The sequence below is a fragment of the Amycolatopsis orientalis DSM 40040 = KCTC 9412 genome, from assembly GCF_000478275.1.
In the GTDB taxonomy this organism is placed as follows: Bacteria; Actinomycetota; Actinomycetes; order Mycobacteriales; family Pseudonocardiaceae; genus Amycolatopsis; species Amycolatopsis orientalis.
In genome coordinates this window covers 359,499-379,075 of record NZ_ASJB01000083.1, presented here as the reverse complement: position 1 = coordinate 379,075, position 19,577 = coordinate 359,499, and the positions used below count along the sequence as shown (strand labels likewise).

The following is a 19,577-nucleotide window of genomic DNA, read 5'->3' as shown; positions in this document are numbered from 1 at the left end:
CCGGTATCCGCTTCTCCACAGGGCATGTGGCGAGATACGCTTATGGGACGCGCGCCCTGGGTACGCCCCGGGCGCGTTCGTTGTGAGCAGGACAGCAAAGGACTGGTGAGGGAAGTGCCGACCGGCAAGGTCAAGTGGTACGACGCGGAGAAGGGTTTCGGTTTCGTCACCCAGGATGGGGGCGCCGACGTCTACATCCGCAAAGCCGCGCTGCCGCAGGGCGTCGAAGGACTCAAGGCGGGTCAGCGCCTCGAGTTCGGTGTCGCCGACGGCCGTCGCGGCCCGCAAGCGCTTTCCGTCCGGCTGCTGGACCCGCCGCCTTCGGTCGCCGAGGCCCGCCGCCGTCCCGCGGAGGAACTGCACGGGCTCATCGAGGACATGATCAAGCTGCTGGAACTCAAGGTGCAGCCGGACCTGCGGCGCAACCGCTACCCGGACCGCAAGAACACCAAGCAGATCGCCGAGATCATGCGCGCGGTCGCCAGGGACCTCGATCCCTGATCGACGCCTCCGTCTTAGCGCGTGAAGGCCCCTTCCCTCGGCTCAGCCGAGGGAAGGGGGGGCCTTCACGCGCATCGGCCGCCCGACGCTTACTCAAGCGCCATGAAAGGTCCTTTCCTTGCAAAATTTGCAAGGAAAGGACCTTTCATGGCACTCACGGGTGGCTGCCGGCCGGGTCGGTCGGCGCCTTCACTACCTTCAGCGGAGGATCGGGAGCCCGCGCGATAGCAAAGGTCCCTTGCTGCTCAGGCGGCGGGCGGCTCGACCTGCAGCGACCAGATCGCGGTCGTGACCGCCTCGGCGTCCTCCGGACGTCCGGTCTGGCTGATCACCGAAGCCTGCGCGACCTCGACGACGAGGATCTGATCGTCGGGCTTGGGCGTCGTCACGGTGTAGGCGAACCGGTCCAGCGACGTGATGATGTCCTGCTTCAGTTCCTGCGGCTCGCCCTTGCCGTTCACGTACTGCACCGTGACCTTCCACGGCGTCTCCGCGATCCCGCTCGGCACCGAGATCTGCACCGGTTTCCCCGGCCGGACGCGCAGCTTGCCCGCGGCGTCGGGGCGGGTCGTGCACTGGGCGCTTTTGATGTCGCAGGACGCCAGCGGGGTGACGTTCACCGTCTTCCCGTCGGCGAAGAAGGTCACCTCTTCGGGGCCGGGGGCCGAGCAACCGGCCACCACGAAACCACCCGCCGCGAGCAGGGCCAAGATACGAAGTCGCCGCATACGGTGAAGATTACGAGCCCGGCCGCCACCGGGAGTCACCGGCCTCCGACGGGACCGGCGATTCGCTGGTCGGCTCGGGGCGCAGCGGCCGGTCGCCGCCGAGACCCGGGATCAGCGAGGTCCCGCGCCGGACCATGAACGTCTGCGTGAACCCGACGGCCAGCAGGATCGACAGCACGAGGAACCCGATCCAGTACGTCGGCGGCAGCAGCAGGCCGACGGCACCGCCGAAGCACCAGGACATCTGCAGCACGGTCTCCGAACGCCCGAACGCCGACGCGCGCGACTCCTCCGGCAGGTCCTCCTGGATCACGGCGTCGAGGCTGATCTTCGCCAGCGCGCTCGCGGTCGCGCCGACGAGCGCGACGATCGCCGCCGTCGCCAGCCCCGCCGCCACGGTGGCGATGACCGCGATACCCAGGCAGGCCCCGACACAGGCCAGGATCACCTGATCCGGTTTGCCGAAGTGCAGCCGGGAGCCGAGCGCGTTCCCCAGGAAACCACCGGCACCGGCGGCGGCGCCGATGATGCCGAGCAGCAGCAGCTGTTCGAACGGGCTCTGCCCACTGCCCTCGGCCTGCGCCTTCACCGCGAACGCGGAGAACATCATCAGGAACCCGGTCAGCACGCGGACGGTGCCGTTGCCCCACAGCGAGACGACGATCTGCCGTCCCATCGGCTGCCGCTGCTTCTTCACTCGCCGCTCGGGGTGCGCGGACAGCGAAGCAGGCACCTCGCCCTCGGTCTTCTCGACCCACGCCGGGATCCGCATCGACTGCACGGCGGCCGCGACGCAGATCAGCATGGTGAACCACAGCGCGCCCTGCGAACCCCAGATCGCGTTGACCCCGCTCGCCAGCGCGCCGAACGCGCCGGCGGCGACCAGGCCGAACACCGTCAGCCGCGCGTTGGTCTTGGACAGCGTGATCTCGGGTGGCAGCACGCGTGGGGTCACCGCCGCCTTGAGCACGGTGAACGACTTCGAGAGCACCATCATGCCCAGCGCCGCCGGGTACAGCAACCAGTCGTCGAAATGCAGCGCCATCACGATGGCCATCAGCGCCTGTCCGGCCGAGGACACGCACATCGCCAGCCTGCGGCCACGCTGGATCTTGTCCAGCGCCGGGCCGATCACCGGCGCGACCAGCGCGAACGGCGCGATCGTGATGAGCAGGTAGAGCGCGACCTTGCCCTTGCTCTCGCCGCTGGTGGCGGCGAAGAACAGCGTGTTGGCCAGCGCGATCGCCATCGCCGCGTCGCTGGCGTAGTTCAGCATCACCGCGTACGTCAGCGAAGTCAGCCCCGACTTGTCGGCGCCGTCCGCCTTCGTCGCCCGCTGGAACGCGCCGACGGCCTGCCCGGTGAGCTGACGGCTGCGCATCGCCGCGACCCGGGTGACCGTGATCTTCTTCGGCATCCGCGGCAGGGCGCCCGCCCGCGGCGGGACCGCGGTCGTCGGGTGCTCCTGTGGCACCTCCTCGGCGACCCGGGGTTCACCCGCGTAGCCGCCGGTGTCGTAGTGCTCGTACTCGCCGCTGCCGGGCGGGTGCTCGTCGTAGAACCCGCCCGGACGACGCCGGACGGGTTCGGTCTGCCGCTGCGAGGGATCCGGGTACGGCCGGGCGCCGCGCGGAGGCGTCTGCGGTGGCATCCGGGGCGGTGGCGGCGGTGGCTGGTGGTGCCCCATCGGGATCGCGGCGGTGCGCGCCTCGTCGGCGGTCGGCCCGGCCGGATGCGGCTGGTACTGGGGCTGGTTCTGGGGCTGGGGACGGGCCGCGCGGGGCGGCACCGGCTGGTGGTCGACCCGGGTGGGCGGCGGCGCGGACCAGTCGCGCGCCTGGGCGGCGCCCGGTTCCGGTGTCCACTTGCGCTTGCTCTTACGGCCACGCTCCTTGCCCGGCCGGCCGGAACGCGTGCCGTCGGGTCCAGAGTTCGAGCCGAAGATTCCCACCCTTCAATCCTGCCTTACCCGGGACCCGCCGCGCGCGTTCACCACTGCTTTCTAGGGGGCAGGGACGAATTTCACGCGGAACATCTTGGGCCAGAGCTTGCCGGTGATCACGAATTCGTCCGCCCCGGGCACCGCCGCGATGCCGTTGAGGACGTCGGCGGAACCCCGCTCGCCGGGGCCGAGCAAGCCCGACGCGTCGATTTCGCCGGTGACCCGGCCGGAAGCGGCGTCGATCCGCAGGATCTTCTCGGTCTGCCAGACGTTCGCGTAGACCGAGTCGCCGACGCATTCCAGTTCGTTCAGCTGGTCACGCCCGACATCGACGCCGCCCGTCGGGGCGAAGGAAACGGGGTCGCGGAAGGTGAGCCTCGACGAGCCGTCGCTCATCACCAGCCGTCCGTCGTGGTGGCAGAGGCCCCAGCCTTCGCCGGTGTAGGTCACGCGACGGAGCTCGGCGAGGGTCTTGGCGTCGCGTTCGATGGCGACGCCGTCCTGCCAGGTGATCTGCCAGACCGTCGGCCCGAGCACGGTGATGCCCTCGCCGAACAGGCCGGGCAGGTCCTGCCGGACCGACGGCGCCGCGCCCGCGGGCCCGGCCCGCATCGACGACTTCCCGACCAGGCCGGTCCCCTCGTACAGCGTCTCGCCGGAGAACTCGAGGCCCTGGGTGAACGCGGCCGGGTCGTGCGGAAGGGTGGAGAGCACCTGAACCTTGAGCTTTTCGGCCGCGGCCGGGGCGGTGCCGCTCACCGGCGCGGCGGCGCAGCCACCGAGGACGGCGGCCAGCAGGAGCGAGATGGTCATCGGCGTGCGCACGCGGACAGCCTGACACGGACCGCGATATCGCGTGCGGCAGAATGGGGGTATGACCCTGCTGTTGACCCTGGACGACGGCTCTATCCAGCGCAAACTCGCCGAGGCGGTCGATCTCGCCCGCGAGGCGGTGCTGGCGGACGCCGGTCCCGATCAGGTCGGCGCGCACGTCGGCGTCGAACGTGAGGACGCGGTTTCCGCGAGTCACCTGTTCGAGGCGACCGTGTCGGGTTATCGGGGCTGGCGCTGGTCGGTGACGGTCGCGCTGGCAGGCGAGGACCAGCCGGTCACGGTCAGCGAGGTCGTGCTCATCCCGGGTCCGGAGGCACGGGTCGCCCCGGCGTGGGTGCCGTGGGACCGCCGCGTGCAGGCGGGCGACCTGGGTGTCGGCGACATCTTCCCGGTGGAGAAGGACGATCCGCGGCTCGCTCCGGCGTACCTGGCGTCCGACGACCCCGCGGTCGAAGAGGTCGCCATGGAGACCGGCCTCGGCCGGGTCCACGTGCTCTCCCGGTACGGCAGGCTCGACGCCGCCGCCCGCTGGCACGGCGGCGAATTCGGCCCCCGGTCGGATATGGCGCGCAGCGCACCGGACGTCTGCGGGAGCTGCGGGTTCTTCGTGCCGCTCGCGGGATCGCTCAGCGCGGCCTTCGGTGCGTGCACCAATGACATCTCCCCGGCGGACGGCCACGTCGTCGACGTCGAGTACGGCTGCGGCGCGCATTCCGAGATCGAGGTCGAGGTGACCTCGTCGGTGCCGGTGGCGGAACTGGTCTACGACGACTCGCTCATCGACTACGAGGCCGCACCGGAAGCACCGGCCGAGCCCGAGCCCGCGGCCGGGACCGAGGCCGAGGTCGTGGCCGAGGTAGCGGAAACGCCCGAGCCCGAGTCAGAGACACCTGAGGTCTCCGAGCCGGAGACCTCGGAGGTCGAGACCGCCGAGGCACCGGTGGTCGACGAGGCCGAGGCCCCGGTCGCCGAGGTGCCCGAGACCGCCGAGGTCCAGCCCGAAGTCGAGCCGGAGACCGCCGAGGCCGTCGCCGAAAGCACCGAGAACACCGAGAGCGCTGAGAGCACCGAGGCCACCGCCGACGAAGCGCAGGTCGAAGCCGAAAGCGCCAGTGAGCACTGACCCGTTCGGCACCGAGCGGTTACGCGCCGCCGTCCTGCGCGCGTGGGCTGATTCGCCGACGCGGTTCACCGAGGACACGAACACCGAGAACGACCTGCGTGTCGGCGGCTACCGGGATCGGCTGTTCGTCGAACTCGCGCAGAACGCCGCCGACGCCGCCTTGGCGGCAGGGGAACCCGGCAGGCTCCGGGTGTCCGTTGTGGACGGTGAGCTGAGGTTCGCCAACACGGGTGCGCCGCTGGACGCCTGCGGCGTCGAATCCCTTGCCTCCCTTCGTGCTTCCGGTAAAGGTGACGAGACGGTCGGCCGGTTCGGCGTCGGGTTCGCCGCCGTGCTCACGGTTTCCGACGCACCGCGGATCGTTTCGACGACCGGCGGGGTCACCTTCTCGGCGGAGCGCACGCGTGCCGAGGCCGCCCGCGCCGGCGATGTCCCGGTCCTCCGGCTTCCGTGGCCGGTCCGGGACGACGAACCGCCCGTCCCCGAAGGTTTCACCACCGAGGTCCGGTTGCCGGTGCGCGACGGCGTCGATCTCCCGGCCTTGCTGGCCGACCTGGCGAACGACGCCGGTGATCTCCTGCTCACCTTGTCCTGGCTGGAAAGCATCGAGATCGAAGGCGGCGTCCGGCGCCGTATCGATCTCGGTGACGGCGTCGTCCAGCTGACGTCGCCGGACGGTTCCGCCGACCACTGGCAGGTCCATCGCGGCGAGGTCGTCTGGGCGGTCCCGCTGGACGAAGCCGGTTCGCCGCGGCCGCTCGGCGAAGACGTCCTGCACGCGCCGACCCCCACCGACGACGAACTTTCCTTGCCCGCGAGGCTGATCGCGACGCTGCCGATCGAACCGTCGCGCCGCCGCGCGCTGCCGGGGCCGGATCTGACGGCGGCGCTGAAGAACGCCGCGCGGGAGTATGTCGACCTCGTCTGTTCCTTGCCCGCCAAGGAGCGGCTGACCCTCGTTCCCGCCGCCTCCTTCCCGCGTTCCACTGTGGACGGAACGCTGCGCGAGTCCATTTTGGAGAATCTCGCCGCGCTTCCGTGGCTCCCGGCGCAGGAAGGCGACGACCTGCCCGGCCGCCGGGCCCGGGTGCTGACGGTCGACGTGCCGGGCCTCGCGCCACTCCTGGCCGACCTGGTGCCTGGCTTGGTTTCGCTGTCCGGTGTGGACCTTCGTGCCGTCGGCGCGCGGTCGCTTTCGCCCGCCGAGGCCATCGAGCTGCTGACCGGGGTCCAGCGCGAGCCCTCGTGGTGGCATTCGCTCTACGACGTGCTGCTCCCGGCGCTCGAAGCGCACGACCTCACCAAGGACGACCTCGGCGCCTTGCCGGTACCGATGTCGGACGGCCGCACGTTGCCCGGTGTGCGTGACGCGCTGCTCGTAGGCGGTTCGGCGGAACTGCTCGAACTCCTGTCCGATGTGGACATTCTCGGCCTCCGGCTCGTGCATCCCGCCGCCGCGCATCCGTTGCTGGAGCGCCTGGGTGCCCGGCACGCCGAGGCGAGCGACCTGCTCGAAGCGGACGCGCTGAGTGCCGCCGTCGAACGCAGCGTCGAAGACGTCCGGTCCGGTTTGGACGGTATGGCGCTCGCGGGCGCGGTGCTCCGCCTGATCGCCGAGGTCGGCGACGACGCCCCCGAATGGGCCGGTGCGCTGGCACTCCCGAGCGAGGACGGCTGGCGGCGCGCGGACGAACTCGTGCTGCCCACGTCGCCGCTGGGCGACATCTTCGACCCCGAGGTGTTCGAAGAGGACGGCGCCTTGTCCGTGCTGGACGAGGAATTCGCCGAGGACTGGCCGGTGGCCACGCTCGTCGCGGTCGGCGTCCTCGACACGTTCGCGATCGTCGCCGACGACGATCCGCTGGAACCCGACCACGGCCTGCCCGACGAACACGACTGGTGGGACTCGCGGGAGCGGCCGCCGTCACGGGTGCTCGCCGTCCGCGATCTCGACCTCGTCGCCGACGACGCCTGGTCCGAGGCGCTGCGGCTGCTCGCGGCCCGCCCGGAAACCTGGCGTGCCCTCACCGAACCCGGCGGCCACACCGGCTGGTGGCTCGCGCGTTACGCGTTGCTCGACGGGCACGCCCCGCTTGATTGGCGGATGCCGGAAGCCGCAGCGCTGACCGGGCTCTACGACGTCGTGCCGGATTCGGGGCTGAGCAAGGAAATCCTGCTCGCCGCCGGAGTCAGGACGGAATTGGGGACGGACGCCGAAGACGTCGAGGATCTGCTGGAGCGGTTGGGCGATCCCGAGCGCAAGGTGAGTCCGGGCCTCGCGTCCCGAGCCCACGCCGTACTCGCCGAGTCCACTTCGGACATCGACGCACCGGATCGCGTCCGGGTCGCGGACGGTTCGGCCGCCGACGCCGGGAACGCCGTCGTCCTCGACGTCCCGTGGTTCGCCGCCGTGCTCGCGCCGGACCGGATGGTCGTCACGGCGAGCGGCGCCGGGGCGCTGGCGGAGCTGCTGGACCTGCCGGTGGCGAGCGGCCTCGACGCCAAGGTCACCGAAGACGGCGAGTACGTGCCGTGGACGGAGCTTTCCGCGCTCCGGCTGGCCGCCGATCAGCTGGGCGTCGAACTCCCCGACGGCGGGGTGCTGCTGCACGAGACGCTGACGGTGGCCTTCGAGGACGCCGAGCACGACGTCGCCTGGTGGTCCGACGGCAGGCTGCACGCCGCCGACACCCCCGAAGGACTCGGTCGCGCCTTCGCGTGGGCCACCGATCGGTGGGCCGACCGGCACGTCCTCACTGCCCTGCTCGAGGACCCCTCACCCGCCGCCCTCCTGAACTGAAACGCGTTTCGTCCTCTGGATGCGGTCCTTGCACACGCAAGTACCGCATCCAGAGGACGAAACGCATGGGGGTCAGAAGCGCTGGGCGCCGCGGGAGCCGCGGCGGGCGGCGGCGCGCTGCCAGGCGATGATCGCGAGGCCGATGAAGCCGAGCACGACGCCGGAGAACGACGTCTGGACCCAGATGCCGTCGGTCACAAAGAACAGGACCACCGTCGCGACGGCCCAGAGCGAGGTACCTACGATCACGACCGGCGTCAGATCGGTCAGCCGCTTCGGCAGCTCCGGCGTATGCCGCAATGAACCGTTTACTTCCCCGGAATTGATCGATTCGCCCACGTGGGGAAGGGTACCCGGCAACGGGCGAAGGGTTGGTACGCGATGGCGGAGCAGCGCACCCGGTCCACACTGGACCGGTACTTCAAGATCAGCGAGCGCGGCTCGACGCCGGGGCGCGAGATCCGCGGCGGGATCGTCACCTTCTTCACGATGGCCTACATCGTGGTCCTCAACCCGCTGATCATCGGCAGCTTCTCCGCTTCCGACGCCGGCGCGCACAAGGACGTCGTCGGCAACATCCTCCCGGTCCCGCAGGTCGCCGCGGTGACCGCGCTGGTCGCGGGCGTGCTGACCATCATCATGGGCCTCGTCGCGAACTACCCGTTCGCCATCGCCACCGGCCTCGGCATCAACAGCCTGGTCGCGGTCACCCTCGCCTCGCAGATGACCTGGCCCGAGGCGATGGGTCTGGTGGTGATCGAGGGTCTGGTCATCGTCCTGCTGGTGTTCGCCGGGATCCGCACGGCGGTGTTCAACGCCGTGCCCCCGCAGCTCAAATCCGCGATCGCCGTCGGCATCGGCCTGTTCATCACCCTGATCGGCCTGGTCGACGCCGGATTCGTCCGGCGGGTCCCGGACGACGCGAAGACCACCGTGCCGGTCGGGCTCGGTATCAACGGCTCGATCGCGTCGTGGCCGACCGTGGTGTTCGTCGTCGGCCTGCTGGTCACCGGCATCCTGGTCGCGAAGCGGGTCAAGGGCGCGATCCTGATCGGCGTGCTCGCCTCGACCGTGCTGGCGATCGTCGTCGAGTCGATCACGAAGGTCGGCCCGTCCAAGGGGGTCAACCCGCAGGGCTGGAACCTCGGCTACCCGGCGCTGCCCGATCAGGTCCTCGGCCTGCCGGATCTCTCGCTGGTCGGCGACATCTCCTTCGGCGCGTGGACGCGGTTGCCGATCATCACCGTGGTGCTGCTCGTGTTCACCCTGGTGCTCGCGGACTTCTTCGACACCATGGGTTCGATGACCGGGCTGGCCAAGGAGGCGGATCTCCTCCCGGTGGACGGCAAGCTCCCGAACGTCGGCAAGGCCCTGTTCGTCGACGGCCTCGCGGGCGCGGCCGGCGGCTTCGCTTCGTCGAGTTCGAACACCGTCTACGTCGAGTCCGCGTCCGGTATCGCCGAAGGCGCCAGGACGGGGCTCGCGAACGTCGTCACCGGCGTGCTCTTCATCGCGGCGATGTTCCTGACCCCGCTCTACCAGGTCGTCCCGGTCGAGGCCGCGGCTCCGGCGCTGGTGGTCGTGGGCGCGCTGCTGATGAGCCAGGTCAAGGAGATCGACTTCTCCGACTTCACCGTCGCGCTGCCCGCGTTCCTGACCATCGTGGTCATGCCGTTCACCTACTCGATCGCGAACGGTATCGGCGCGGGCTTCGTCAGCTACGTCGTCATCCGCGCGGTCACCGGGAAGGCGAAGGGCGTGCACCCGCTGATGTGGGCCATCGCGGTGATGTTCGTGGCCTACTTCGCCGTCGGCCCCATCCAGGCCGCGTTCAGCTGACCTGCGCTTTTGTCACCCGTGGGCGATCTCACGGGCCCGCGAGCCGATCGTGAGGTATGCTAACTATATGTCCGGAGACACGCACGAGCGCTCACTGGCGAGCCGCCTGCGTCTCGCGGTGGTGCGGCTCAATCGCCGGCTACGGGCACAGCGCGCCGGTGACGGCATCTCGCTGACCCAGGTGTCCGCGTTGTCCACACTGCACAAATGCGGCGCGCTGACCCCTGGCCAGCTCGCCGCGAAGGAAGGCGTCCAGCCCCCGTCGATGACGAGGGTGATCGCCGCGCTCGAAGAGATGGGTTACGTCGAGCGCAGGCCGCATCCGACGGACGGCCGCCAGGCCATCGTCGAGTTGTCGGACCGCGGCCGGGCCTACGTGATCGAGCAGATCACGGCGCGGGAGATCTGGCTGGACAAACAGTTGGCGGAGTTGAGCGCCGAGGAACGCGAAGTGCTCTCTCGCGCCGCCGAGATCATCGACAGGATGGCGGGGAACTAACAGCGGTGACGACCACGGGTAGCGAAACACAGTGTCCTTCCAAGACCACCGCTACCCGCGAACCCGCTCCACCGCCACCCTCTCCGAGCCGTGGGAAACCGCGCGGCGGCATGTTCTCTTCGCTGCGGGTGCGGAACTACCGGCTCTTCTTCACCGGCCAGGTCATCTCGAACATCGGCACCTGGATGCAGCGCATCGCGCAGGACTGGCTGGTGTTCACCCTCAGCGGCAACGACCCGATCGCGCTCGGCATCGCGGTCGCGCTGCAGTTCGCGCCGACGTTGTTCCTCTCGCTGTGGGCCGGGGTGCTGGCCGACCGCGTCGACAAGCGGCGCCTGCTGATCGGTATCCAGATCGCGGTGCTGGCACAGGCCGTCGTCCTCGGTGTGCTCGACCTGAGCGGCATCGCGGCCCTTTGGCAGGTCTACGTCCTCTGCTTCACCCTCGGCTGTACGGCGTCGCTGGAAGTGCCCGCGCGGCAGTCGTTCGTCGCCGAGATGGTCGGCAGGGACAAGGTCACGAACGCCGTCGCGCTCAACTCCTCGATCTTCAACATGGCCCGAATCGTCGGCCCGGCCATCGCGGGTTTCGCGATCACCTGGGTCGGTACCGGCTGGCTGTTCATCGCGAACGCGCTGAGCACCGGTGCCGTCATCGCCGCGCTGGCGATGATGAACCCGGACAAGCTCTTCCGCGGCCCGGCCATCCCGCGGGAGAAGGGGCAACTGGTCGAAGGGCTGCGCTACGTCCGGCGGCGCAGTGACCTGATGACGGTGATGGTGCTGGTGTTCTTCGTGAGCACGTTCGGCATCACGTACTTCACCTCGCTGCCCATCGTCGCCGCGAACGTCTTCCACACCAACGCCGACGGCTACGGTCTCCTGTCGACACTGGTCGCCGTCGGCACCTTCACCGGCGCGCTGATGTCGGCCCGCCGCAACACCCGCGGTGGTCCCCGGGTGCGGCTGCTGCTGATCTCGGCGTTCCTGCTCGGCGCGTTCGAGATGATCACCGCGTTCATGCCGACGTATCTGAGTTTCGGTCTCGCGCTGATCCCGCTGGGCTTCGCCACCATCACGTTTTTGAACACGGCGAACGCGCTCGTGCAGACCGCGGTCAGCCCGGAGATGCGCGGCCGCGTGATGGGCCTGTACGTCCTGGTGCTGATCGGCGGCAACCCCATCGGCGGCCCGATGACCGGCTGGATGGCCGACGCCTTCGGTGGACGCTCGCCGTTCTACATCGGCGGCGCGATCTCGGCGCTCGCCGCGGTGGTGTGCGCTATCGTGCTGATCCGGCGCGGCGGAGTGCGCCTTCCGGTGCGGCGCTTCGGCAACGGGCTGCGCGTACTGAAGCGGGAGCGCGTGTGAACACACTAGGGGTCGAGCCGGCGGTGACTTCGTGGAACGACGGTGAGGCCCGGTTCCTGGACTGGACGATCGACGGCGTCGCCCTGCGTTCGATGGAGCCCACACAGCACCAGACGCCGTTGTTCCTGGATGACGAGCGTTGGCGCGAGTCGGCGGTCGAGACGCTTTCGCGGATGCTGGGCTACCTGCCCGGCCATTTCGACGACGGACGCGTCGCGCTGCTGATGTGCCCGCTGTGTGGCGACCTCGGTTGTGGCGCTTACAGCGTCGAGGTCGTCCTCGGCGAGGACTGGGTCGAGTGGCGGGCTTTCGGCTGGCAGTACGACTACGAACCGTTCGATCCGTCGGGGGAGTACAAGTTCACCGGGGCCCGTTTCGACCGGAAGGCGTACGAGACCCTCCTCGACGATCTGCTGTCGAACTACCGGGCCTAACGGCCGAGCAGCGGCGGAACCACCTTCTCGGCGAGGTTCTGAAGGTCGCCGGTGCCCTTGAACTTCAGCGTCTGCCCGTCCGGATCGCCGGTGAGCTGCACGACGACGGACCCGTCGGCGACCTGCGCGGGCAATCCGGCGATGCTCGTGGTCGGATGGACGACCGAGGACCGCTCGCTGTAGTCCGCGGTCACCCCGTTCACCTCGCAAGCGGCGAAAAAGACGGGTTTCGCCTTGTCTGCCGGGACACCGAGCGCGCGGCCCAGTTCGCCGCACAGCAGCCACGAGATCACCGGCAGGGGTTTGTCCTTGATCGGGCCGGGCTCGACAGTTTGCAGCGGGATTTCGCCGTCGTCGCCGATTTTCGGCAACTTGGGTCCGGGCGGCGTCGCTCCGGCGATCAGCGCCTCGGCGAGGGCTTTCGCCTTGCCCTCGGTTTCGGGGCTCTTGGCGACCCTGGAACGCACGGAGACGTTCAGCACCGGCGAGGCGCCGTTGTGCGGGGCGATCTCGACCAGTTCGACGCTCAGGCTGGTGCCGTCCTTGTCGGTGGCGATGACTCCGAGCTTGCCCGCGACGGTGGTCTTCGCGGGCCTTCCTTGGCTGGTGTCCTCGGGCAGCGCGGGGATCATCCGCGCGCTGACGTCGAGGTCCGCGGTGACCGCGTGGCAGGAGCCGCCCGCCTCCCGCAGCGTCCGGCCGCCGAGGATCTCCTCCCAGCGCTGCTCCGGGATCGCCTGGCACAGCACCTGCGCGCCGGTGTCGTCGGTCAGCGCGGCCACCATCTCGCCCGTCGGCATCGGGACCGGGCGGAGCGCCTCGCCGGTCTTGGACGGCCAGACGTCGGGGAGCTTGCCCTGGGGCTCGTCGTCCTTGTTCAGCACGGTGATCGCGACGAAGATGCCCACGCCGAACAGCAGGAGGACGCTCGTCAGCGCGCAGCCCGCCCAGATCCACATCGGACGGTCGGTCTTGCGCGTGATCCGGCGGTAGTCGTTCGGGGTGGCCACGGGGTGAAGCTAGCTCGTCGGCGGCCCGGTGTCCGGCGAAACGCCAACCCGATGGGTGGATCCGAGGGTGGGCCTTCGGGAAGGGGGTGCGGTAGACTTTCCGTCAGCGTTGGTTAGTAAACCGGCGAAGTGGACCCGGCAGCCTTCCGGACGGTGGGTGGGCCGGGTTTCGCGTATCCGGACCTCATACGGTTCGGATCTCTTCCACCATCTCCCGCACCCGGGTCTTCCAATGACCGCCACGTTGCCAGCACCAGGCGAGCGCGTCCGGGACGGCGAGCAGCGGTTCCTCGAACGCGCGCAGGTGCCGGTATTCCAGGATCTCGTGACATCCGTGCCTCCGGACGGATCGGTAGAGCGTCTTCCTGTCCAGCTCCACGATCGACTCGTCGCTTTCCAGAACCAGCATTCGTGTCCCGATACTCGCGAGGTTCTCGACCAGCGCGTCAAGGCACGCTTCACGCTGACGGCGCCGATGATGAGCGGAAGCGTCGTAGATCGTCACTTTCGGCCCGAGTTCGGTGATGGCGTCCAGAATACGTTTCCGGCGTCCGTCGCTCTCATGGGTGAAATGCAGACGGCGTTGCCCCGGAAGCACCAGACTTCGCATGGCGCGCCGGGCGGACGCGAGATCGCCGGAGAACAGAGCGGCGGCCGTTACCAGATAGCCGCCTTCCTTGCTCTCGTCGACGAACACGTGGCTGGTCATCCGGTCATTGTTCCGGGGAGGACCGACAGGAAGAGCACCGGCTGAGGGTGATGCCCTTGCGCGTGAACAAAAGCTGCCGCACTTCGCGTATCGGGACCTCCTCGTGAGTGGTAATGATGGTTCTAACCGTCATTACCACTCACGAGACCCAGCGGAGCGGCTACTTCCATCGGGACGTGGGAGGAGGCTCCAGCGCCTCCTTCAGGTCCCCGTCGAGGGCGTTCGCGATGTCTTCGACGGTCCACGCTTCCCGTTCGAGGACGGGGTCCTTGATCGCTGTCTGGCGCAGTACGCACAGGATGTCGCCGCGGAACCGCAGGATCTGCCCGGTGATCCCCGCCGAAAGGTCGCTGAGCAGGTATGTCACCAGCGGAGCCACCCTGTCCGGCGAGTGCTGCGGGGTCTGGACGACGCTCGGGTCGTTCCACGCCATCCGCGTCCAGGCCACCGGCGCGACGGCGTTGACGCGGATACCGTGCGCGGTCAGGTCGGCCGCCCACGAGGCGGTCATGGAGGCGACGGCGCCCTTCGAGGCCGAGTACGCGGCCGCGCGCCGCTGGCCGATCATCGAGCCGGAGCCCACGTTCACGATCACGCCGCCGCCCCGCTCGCGCAGCACCTTCGCCGCCGCCGTCCCACAGAACAGCGGGCCCAGCACGTTGACCTCGACCACCTCGCGCATCCGGACGGGGTCGTCGTCCCAGGGATCGGCGCGGTAGTTGACGCCGGCGTTGTTGACCAGGCCGTCGAGCGTGCCGAACTCGGTGACGCACCGGTCGATCAGCCCGGCAGCCTGTCCGGGATCGGCGACCGAGCCGACATGGGACACGGCGCGCCCGCCCCGCGCGCGGATCTCGCCCGCGACCTCGTGCGCGAGGTCGGCGTCCACGTCGTTCACCACGACCGCGGCCCCGTGCGCGGCGGCGTGCCGTGCGAAAGCCCTGCCCAGGCCCTGTCCGGAGCCGGTGATCACCACGGCTTTGCCAGTCAGAAGACTCATGGAAACAGTCTGCCGTCACTCATATGGGTGAGATCGGCGTCTCCCGGCCGTACCCCTTGCCCGGGAAGATGAGGTTAGGCTAACCTCATACATGTCCGCTTCGTGGTGGGAGCGGCAGTCAGTTCGGGAACGGACGAAGCCCCGCAGCCGGGTTACCCCCGGAGGCGGGGCTTCGTTCATGCCGGGGGTTCATGGTCGATGACCCCGCCGATCCGGTCAAGGCCGTCCCGGCACCCGGTCGAGTTCGATCCCGAACTCCTTCCGGTAAGCGTCGAGGATGTCCTGGTCGCCCGAAAGTTCGGTCTCCTCGCGGACACCATGGGTCGTGACGATGAGCTTGTCGCCCGCCAGCGTGACGCGGCCGTGTTCGCCCGGCAGTGAACAGGCCGGTTTCCGCGTGAAGTGCGAATCCGGCGACGTCGACTGCCAGAACGCCGTCGGGACGAATTCGTCCAGGTCCCGCGAACGCTGTTCGATGCGGAACTGGGGCTTGCCCTCCAGCAGGACGTCGGTGTCGCCGTAAGGCGCGTCGAGGATCAGGAACTCGCCGTCCGGGTCGGCCTGCGCCTCGGTGGCGGTCAGTCGCAGCGGAAACCGGCTGAACCGGCCGAAGCCGACGTCGGCCAGCCACGGCTCGTCCAGGTCGACGCGGATCGTCGCGTGGTCGAACGGCGGCCCCAGGGTGCCGTCCGGCCGGAACACCTTCGCGGACTTCAGGGTGACGTCGAATCCCAGCTCCCGCAGCAGCGCGGCGAACAGGCCGTTCAGCTCGTAACAGAAGCCGCCGCGGCGCCGCCGCACGATCTTGTCGAACAGCGCGTCGACGTCCAGGACGATCGGCTCGCCGAGGTGGATGCTCAGGTTTTCGAACGGCACCACCGCGAGGTGGCGTTCCTGCAGGACCCGCAGTGCGGCGACGTCCGCGGTGGCGGGCCGGTCCAGATCGAGGCGATCGAGGTATGCGTCGACGTCCATGTGTTCACCTTGGCACCTCGACTTCGCTGGAGGTCAAGCTTCGCCGAAAACGAAGAACGGGGCCCTCCCCGGAAGGGAGAGCCCCGCTTCGTGGTGAGAAGTCAGCCGAGCAGCAGGCCGTTGCCACCGGCGACGGCGTTGTCGAACCGCTTGGAGATCTCAGCCCAGTTGAAGATGTTCCACAGGGCCTCGACGTACTTCGGCTTCACGTTCTTGTAGTCCAGGTAGAACGCGTGCTCCCAGACGTCGACCAGCAGGATCGGCGTGGTCGGCAGGACCAGGTTGTTGTGGTGGTCGCGCAGCTGCTGGGTGATCAGCGTCTTGCCGATCGGGTCCCAGGAGAGGGCGGCCCAGCCGTTGCCCTGGATCGTGGTGGCGACCGCGGTGAACTGCGCCTTGAACTTGTCGAAGGAGCCGAACGCCTCGTCGATCGCGGAGGCCAGTTCGCCGGTCGGCTTGTCGCCGCCTTCCGGGGAGAGGATCTTCCACCACACGACGTGGTTGGCGTGTCCCGCGAGGTGGAACGCCAGCGTCGTCTGCAGGCCGACGATGTCGCCGAAATTGCCGGCCTCACGGGCTTCGGCGATCTTGTCGAGCGTGTCGTTCGCGCCCTTGACGTAGGTCGCGTGGTGCTTGCTGTGGTGCAGCTCGTTGATCTCGCCCGAGATGTGCGGCGCCAGGGCGCTGTAGTCATAGTCGAGATCGGGGAGCACGTAGCGGGCCATCGGCCCTCCTTCTTTCTTCGACACAAGCTTCCAGTGACGAACTTAGTCGTCTTCACCCGTTTGCGGCGACCGGGGCGCCGCGTTTCTTCCCAGGTGGAACGACCCGTCCGTAGCGGCTGTACCCGTTAGGGCGACCGCTTGAAACCCACCCTGCTAGCTCCAGTTAGGTGGAGGTCAACGAGGTGTGACGGCGATCTCGGCCGTCACCCGCCCGGATCAGGCCGCCCGATAGGAGTCCAGCTCGCCCGCCAGCTCGTCGAACACCGCGATGTTGCACTCGAAGGCCTCGATCGCCTCGTCGATCAACCGCGCGCGCTCGTCCTCGGTCCACGGCGCCGAGTTCAGCCGTTCGCGGTAGTCGTCCCGGAACTTGGGCGCGCTGCCCAGCTGGTCGAAGTGGTAGAACAGCGAACCCGCCTCGCTCACCCCGTACTTGCGCTCCAGCAGCCGCCGGATGACCTGGCCGCCGGCGATGTCGCCGAGGTAGCGCGTGTAGTGGTGGGCCACGAAGCCGCCGGACCAGTTCGACGCCTCGGCCACGCGCCGCGCGTACCGCTCGGTCGAGGGCAGCGGGCGGACGGTCTCGCGCCAGTCCGGGCCGACGAGGTGTTCGAGATCGCGTTCCAGGCTGGGCAGCCGTCGCAGCTCCTCGAAGACGAACTTGCCCGCTACGGGATCCTTCGCCAGCTTGTCGGCGGCACGCTCGATGGCCTGGTAGATGAAGTAGTACTGGACGGCCAGCCGGGTGTACCCCTCGAGCGAGAGTTCGCCCCCGAGCAGCGCGTTCATGTACACGGAGTGGTTGGCCCGCTCGTGAGCGGGCAGGGTGGAGGCGCGCAGGGTCGCGGAGAAGGGCCCGGATTCGACGTCGGTGGTCACCGGCATGGAAAGAGCCTCCAAGCATCGATCTGACATGCTGTCAGAAAGAGCGTAAGGCACAACTACGGGTTAGGCCACCCTAATTCTCAAGGTTTCCCCCGTCGTCCGCCATCCCCACCGCCCTGAGCACGAACCGGACGGCTCCTTCGATCGTGTCGTCCAGCCGTTCGGGTGGTACGTCGACGACCTGGCGGCTGCCCAGTGCGGCCGTGATCATCGGGATCATCAGCTCCGGATCCTCGTCCGGCACGCCCACGGCGAGGATTTCGCGAAGCTGGTCGGTGATCGGGTCGGCGTGCGCGCTGATCCGCCGGTACGCGGCGGGCGCCAGTGCCGACGCGAGCGCCGTCCCGGGCGGCAGGTGGTACTCGGCCAGCACCCGCAGTTGCAGCCGGACGAACGTCGCCAGCTTCGCGACCGGGGTGTCGGCGGTCGCGACGGCCGCTTTCAGCCGTTCGACGTACCGCGTCGCCTCGTCCTCGACGAAGGCGACCAACAGGCTTTCCTTGTCGGGGAAGTGGTTGTACATCGCCGTCCGGCCGAGGCCCGCCTCGGCGGCGACACCCGCGAGCGTGATCGCGTCGAATCCGCGCTCGTACAGCTGCCCGCGCAGGACGTCGAACACCCTGCTGCGGACCTCGCGCCGGTGTTCCTCCAGCGACCGGCCGATGATCTTGGGCACGAGTCACCTCCCTGGAGGGAAACTCTAAGCCTCCAGCGACCAGGTGTGCACCGGCGTCTCGGTGGCCGACAGCTCCAGGTACCGGTGCAGCATCCGGTTCAGCGCGGTCTCCCGTTCGGCGCCGCGCTCCTCCGCGCGCAGGACGTACTCCCGCTGCCACGCCGAACCGGTCCGCCTGGTCAGGCACCGCTGCTCGATGATGCCCAGATAACGCTCTCTCGCCTCGTCGGAGACATCCGATCGGCGTAATCCCTCGTGTGCCAGGGGGAGCAGGACCCGCAGCACCAGCTCGTCCGGCGGGATCCAGCCGATACCCGGCCAGTACAGCTGCGCGTCGAACCCCCGGCGCGCGCCCGCGTACATGTTCTCCTCCGCCGCCTGGAACGACATCTGTGTCCACACTGGACGGTCGGCCTCGGCCAAGGCCCGCTGCGCGCCGTAGAAGAAGGCGGCGTTCGCGACCATGTCGACGACGGTCGGACCGGCGGGCAGCACGCGGTTCTCCACCCGCAGATGCGGCAGGCCGTCGACGACGTCGTAGACCGGGCGGTTCCAGCGCCAGACGGTGCCGTTGTGCATCCGCAGCTCGCTGAGCTTCGGGGCCTGGCCGGAGTCGAGCGCTTCGATCGGGTCCTCGGTGTCGGTCTCGGGCAGCAGCCCCGGGAAATACCGGACGTTCTCCTCGAACAGGTCGAAGATCGAGGTGATCCACCGCTCGCCGAACCACACCCTCGGCCGGACGCCCTGGTTCTTCAGCTCCTCCGGCCGGGTGTCCGTGGCCTGCAGGAACAGCGGGATCCGGGTTTCGTGCCAGAGCGCCTTGCCGAGCAGGAACGGTGAGTTCGCGCCGATCGCGATCTGCACGCCCGCCAGCGCCTGCGCCGCGTTCCAATGCGCCGCGAACTCCTCCGGCGCGACCTGCAGGTGCAGCTGGACCGAGGTACAGGCGGCCTCGGGGAGGATCGATTCGGAGTAACTGCGCAGCCGCTCGGGCTGCCTGCCGGGCAGCGGCGCGCCCTCCATCGAGAGCACGGTGCGCTCGCCGCGCGCGGCGAAGATCCGGTCGTTGAGCAGCGAATACCGGGCGTTGTTGGTGAGCCACTTCTGGTCGAAGTGCTCGTGTCGCAGCGTGGGGAGGATGCCGATCATCGCCAGCGAGGCGCCGGATTCCTCGGCCTTGCGCGAGGCGGCGCCCAGGTACGCGCGGAGATCGTCCTCCAGCTGGAGCGCGGACTCGCCCGCCAGCGGCCGCGGCGGCACGTTGAGCTCCAGATTGTGCTGGCCGAGCTCGGTGGTGAAGGACGGATCGTTCAGCGCTTCGAGCACCAGCGTGTTCGTCATCGACGGGCGCATCTCCTCGTCGACGAGATTGAGTTCGACCTCGAGCCCGATGTTCTTGCGCGGGAAGGAAAAACTCCCGTCCGTGAGCATACGGGCGAGGGTGTCGAGGCAGCGCTGGACCTTCCGGCGGTACCGTCCGCGATCCTGCGGTTTGAACGGGTCCGCCGAAAGATCCTTACCCATGTT

The 19,577-nt window shown here is 69.0% G+C and carries 19 protein-coding genes; 7 read left to right on the top strand and 12 right to left on the bottom strand.

Annotated features, from left to right (window positions below; translation table 11 throughout):
• The first annotated feature begins 114 nt into the window (after nucleotides 1-114).
• Nucleotides 115-501 (top strand): cold-shock protein, encoded by a 387-nt coding sequence (locus L324_RS32975; protein WP_016337551.1) that lies wholly within the window; start codon nucleotides 115-117, stop codon nucleotides 499-501.
• Nucleotides 502-746: 245 nt separating this feature from the next.
• On the opposite strand, the gene L324_RS32970 is transcribed toward L324_RS32975, so the two are convergent.
• Genes L324_RS32970 through L324_RS32960 form a run of 3 tightly spaced genes read right to left on the bottom strand, consistent with a single transcriptional unit; the run spans nucleotide 747 to nucleotide 3,996 of the window.
• A complete protein-coding gene (locus L324_RS32970) occupies nucleotides 747-1,211 on the bottom strand; it encodes a DUF2771 family protein (protein WP_051174224.1) in 465 nt (154 codons plus the stop codon).
• A gap of 28 nt (nucleotides 1,212-1,239) precedes the next feature.
• A complete protein-coding gene (locus L324_RS32965; RefSeq protein WP_037317996.1) occupies nucleotides 1,240-3,180 on the bottom strand; it encodes an MFS transporter in 1,941 nt (646 codons plus the stop codon).
• Between the two features lie 51 nt (nucleotides 3,181-3,231).
• Entirely contained in the window at nucleotides 3,232-3,996 is a 765-nt protein-coding gene (locus L324_RS32960) for a glutaminyl-peptide cyclotransferase (protein WP_037317994.1), read from the bottom strand.
• Nucleotides 3,997-4,045: 49 nt separating this feature from the next.
• Between L324_RS32960 and L324_RS32955 the strand changes: the two genes are divergently transcribed.
• Nucleotides 4,046-5,128 (top strand): DUF3027 domain-containing protein, encoded by a 1,083-nt coding sequence (locus L324_RS32955; protein ID WP_037317992.1) that lies wholly within the window; start codon nucleotides 4,046-4,048, stop codon nucleotides 5,126-5,128.
• Nucleotides 5,118-7,928 (top strand): sacsin N-terminal ATP-binding-like domain-containing protein, encoded by a 2,811-nt coding sequence (locus L324_RS32950; protein ID WP_037317990.1) that lies wholly within the window; start codon nucleotides 5,118-5,120, stop codon nucleotides 7,926-7,928. Before L324_RS32955 ends, L324_RS32950 begins: the two co-directional genes overlap by 11 nt.
• 72 nt (nucleotides 7,929-8,000) lie before the next feature.
• On the opposite strand, the gene L324_RS32945 is transcribed toward L324_RS32950, so the two are convergent.
• Entirely contained in the window at nucleotides 8,001-8,228 is a 228-nt protein-coding gene (locus tag L324_RS32945) for a DUF2530 domain-containing protein (protein ID WP_037317988.1), read from the bottom strand.
• A gap of 81 nt (nucleotides 8,229-8,309) precedes the next feature.
• Between L324_RS32945 and L324_RS32940 the strand changes: the two genes are divergently transcribed.
• The 4 genes from L324_RS32940 (at nucleotide 8,310) to L324_RS32925 (ending at nucleotide 12,070) form a co-directional block, all read left to right on the top strand.
• A complete protein-coding gene (locus L324_RS32940; RefSeq protein WP_037317986.1) occupies nucleotides 8,310-9,767 on the top strand; it encodes an NCS2 family permease in 1,458 nt (485 codons plus the stop codon).
• A gap of 67 nt (nucleotides 9,768-9,834) precedes the next feature.
• A complete protein-coding gene (locus tag L324_RS32935; protein WP_037317984.1) occupies nucleotides 9,835-10,266 on the top strand; it encodes a MarR family winged helix-turn-helix transcriptional regulator in 432 nt (143 codons plus the stop codon).
• A 110-nt stretch (nucleotides 10,267-10,376) separates the two neighbouring features.
• Nucleotides 10,377-11,636, top strand: coding sequence for an MFS transporter (locus tag L324_RS32930; RefSeq protein ID WP_037317982.1), 1,260 nt, complete (start codon nucleotides 10,377-10,379; stop codon nucleotides 11,634-11,636).
• Nucleotides 11,633-12,070: a hypothetical protein gene (locus L324_RS32925; RefSeq protein ID WP_037317980.1), complete on the top strand. Its 438-nt coding sequence runs from the start codon at nucleotides 11,633-11,635 to the stop codon at nucleotides 12,068-12,070. Before L324_RS32930 ends, L324_RS32925 begins: the two co-directional genes overlap by 4 nt.
• On the opposite strand, the gene L324_RS32920 is transcribed toward L324_RS32925, so the two are convergent.
• The 8 genes from L324_RS32920 to L324_RS32885 all read right to left on the bottom strand — a co-directional run bounded on the left by L324_RS32920 (nucleotide 12,067) and on the right by L324_RS32885 (nucleotide 19,574).
• Nucleotides 12,067-13,080 (bottom strand): hypothetical protein, encoded by a 1,014-nt coding sequence (locus L324_RS32920; RefSeq protein WP_037317978.1) that lies wholly within the window; start codon nucleotides 13,078-13,080, stop codon nucleotides 12,067-12,069. The genes L324_RS32925 and L324_RS32920 overlap by 4 nt on opposite strands.
• A gap of 184 nt (nucleotides 13,081-13,264) precedes the next feature.
• Nucleotides 13,265-13,789, bottom strand: a complete 525-nt coding sequence (locus L324_RS32915; RefSeq protein ID WP_037317976.1) for a hypothetical protein — start codon at nucleotides 13,787-13,789, stop codon at nucleotides 13,265-13,267.
• Nucleotides 13,790-13,949: 160 nt separating this feature from the next.
• Complete coding sequence (locus L324_RS32910) at nucleotides 13,950-14,789, bottom strand: SDR family NAD(P)-dependent oxidoreductase (protein ID WP_037317974.1); 840 nt, start codon at nucleotides 14,787-14,789, stop codon at nucleotides 13,950-13,952.
• A 216-nt stretch (nucleotides 14,790-15,005) separates the two neighbouring features.
• Entirely contained in the window at nucleotides 15,006-15,764 is a 759-nt protein-coding gene (locus L324_RS32905) for an arylamine N-acetyltransferase family protein (protein WP_037317972.1), read from the bottom strand.
• A gap of 101 nt (nucleotides 15,765-15,865) precedes the next feature.
• Nucleotides 15,866-16,489, bottom strand: coding sequence for a superoxide dismutase (locus L324_RS32900; protein ID WP_037317970.1), 624 nt, complete (start codon nucleotides 16,487-16,489; stop codon nucleotides 15,866-15,868).
• Between the two features lie 216 nt (nucleotides 16,490-16,705).
• Complete coding sequence (locus tag L324_RS32895) at nucleotides 16,706-17,374, bottom strand: biliverdin-producing heme oxygenase (RefSeq protein WP_037317968.1); 669 nt, start codon at nucleotides 17,372-17,374, stop codon at nucleotides 16,706-16,708.
• Between the two features lie 73 nt (nucleotides 17,375-17,447).
• A complete protein-coding gene (locus L324_RS32890) occupies nucleotides 17,448-18,050 on the bottom strand; it encodes a TetR/AcrR family transcriptional regulator (RefSeq protein ID WP_037317966.1) in 603 nt (200 codons plus the stop codon).
• Nucleotides 18,051-18,074: 24 nt separating this feature from the next.
• Nucleotides 18,075-19,574: a glutamate-cysteine ligase family protein gene (locus L324_RS32885; protein ID WP_037317964.1), complete on the bottom strand. Its 1,500-nt coding sequence runs from the start codon at nucleotides 19,572-19,574 to the stop codon at nucleotides 18,075-18,077.
• Nucleotides 19,575-19,577: the final 3 nt, after the last annotated feature.